Source organism: Corynebacterium sp. ACRPS (assembly GCF_022346005.1).
Lineage (GTDB): Bacteria > Actinomycetota > Actinomycetes > Mycobacteriales > Mycobacteriaceae > Corynebacterium.
This window is the reverse complement of the sequence record NZ_JAKRMY010000038.1, coordinates 1-1,933: the sequence shown is the minus strand read 5'-3', so window position 1 is coordinate 1,933 and position 1,933 is coordinate 1. Positions and strand designations below refer to the sequence as shown.

Sequence of the window (1,933 nt, the reverse complement as noted above, 5' to 3'; positions counted from 1 at the left end):
ATGGAAGGAGCCCGAGTTTCCGGCTGGAAACAAGCCATTAACCAAATGGCCGTGGCCTACCCCGACAGCTTCGACAAATACCTATAAACCTAGCCCCACACACAAACAACTTGACACCCTCCGAACAAGCAAGCATTGATAGATGCAGGTCTGCACTACATTTTGTCGGTGAAACCCCACCGTGCCTGAGGTGATTGAAACCTGGCGGCGGGAAATCCCTGGTGAAGCCTACGCCCACGGCCAGATCTGGACACAAGCCTCGGCAAGCGATGCGCGCAAACACACAACCCCGAATACGGTGACCCACTTCCAGTACTCCTATGATCGGGCCAGACGCGGCCTGCGCGGAATCAAAGAGCAAGTCGCAAAAGCCAAACGCGCTGTTGACGGCGCAATCGCCATTAAGCGCAACCGCTATTTCGATCTTTCCACCCCGAACAAGAAGGTCAACTACGCTCTCGCTGCCAAACACCGAGCCCTAGCCGGAATTAAAGGCTATGAAACCGACCTGACCGCTCTTCCCGCCCAGGAGGTTATCGGGCATTACCGCAGGCTATTCCACATTGAAAATGTCGTATCGGATGTCGAAATCAGACCTGAAAGCACGCCCAATCTATGCGAGGAAACAAAACTCGATCACAGCACATCTCAATATTGTGATGGCAGCACTAGCCGTGACCCACCTGATGGAGACCCGCAGTGGTCACTTCATCAAACGCCTCGTGAGAACACTCAAGAAATACCGCAGCTTTCAACTCGTCGTTGGCGGCGAAACCATTCACGCCGCCGTACCATTCCCGCCCGACCTCACTGCCACCATCCAAGTAATCACCGGCCGCGAACTTCCGCACAAAATTGGCCTAAGTCAGGTTAGAAGGGAATCAGCACACCGTCTCGTGGGATTCGTGCTCTGGGTGCTCAATCTGGATGGTGGAGTGCTCGATACCGTGTTCGCGCAGGGCCTGCTGGGCGGCATCCAACAGCGGGCCGGTGCCGACGGTGCCGTCGCGCACGATATGCACGGTCGTGAGCACGTTCACGCCGTCCAGGCTCCACAGGTGCAGGTCGTGGATGTCAGCAACGCCCTCGACCTGCCGCAGCGCGGGCTCGATCGCACTGGCGTCGAAGTCCGCCGGGACTTGCTCGAGCAGCACGCTCGTCGAAAGCCGCATGAGCTGCCAGGCGCGCGGCAGCACCATCGCCGCGATCGCTAGGGAGGCGATCACGTCCGCCGCCACAAACCCCGTGGTCAGTACCACGATGCCGGCCACGATTACTGCGACAGAGCCGAGCATATCCACTAACACGTGCAAGAACGCGCCCTCCACGTTGATCGAGGATTTGCGGTGCCGGTGCAGAACCCACGCCGATAGCGCATTCGCCACCAGGCCGATCACCGCGATGATCAGCATCGTTTTTCCCTGCACTTCGGCCGGGCTCTGCAGGCGGCGCACCGCCTCGACGACAATCCACACCGAGATCGCCAGCACCATCACTGCGTTCGCCAGTGCAGCAAGCACCTCCACTCGTCGGTAGCCGTACGTGGCCTGAGCCGATGCTTGTCGGCGCCCAACCAACACCGCTAACACCGCGATGATCAACCCCGCAGCGTCGGAAAGCATGTGCATCGCATCCGCCATCAGCGCCATCGAACCCGCCAACCAGCCGCCGATCAGCTCCGCGAAGAAGACGGTGCCGGTAATGCCTAGCGCAATCAAGAGTGCGCGCAGCGGCGTGCTGGAGTGATCGTGGTCGTGGTGCTCGTGTGCCATGCACTCAGCCTATCCCCGTCGACGCTTATTGACAATTAAATGAGGTTACCCTCGTTTAGTGGACACCCGATTAGTGCGGATCTTGTGTCCGTAAGAGAGGATGTTCATTGTGAGTCAACAACGCCAGAAATACACACCTGAGTATCGACGCGAAGCCGCGA

Annotated in this window: 1 protein-coding gene and 1 pseudogene; one reads left to right on the top strand and one right to left on the bottom strand. The window is 58.6% G+C overall.

The genetic code is table 11. From position 1 onward, the window contains the following. Positions 1-123: 123 nt before the first annotated feature. Positions 124-851, top strand: a pseudogene (locus MHX65_RS11450) (IS1634 family transposase); the annotation flags it as partial. 30 nt (positions 852-881) lie between these two features. Here MHX65_RS11450 and MHX65_RS11445 read toward each other — a convergent pair. Beyond that, positions 882-1,772 carry a cation diffusion facilitator family transporter gene (locus tag MHX65_RS11445; protein ID WP_005276393.1) on the bottom strand — a complete coding sequence of 297 codons (891 nt, stop codon included), beginning with the start codon at positions 1,770-1,772 and terminating at the stop codon, positions 882-884. Positions 1,773-1,933: the final 161 nt, after the last annotated feature.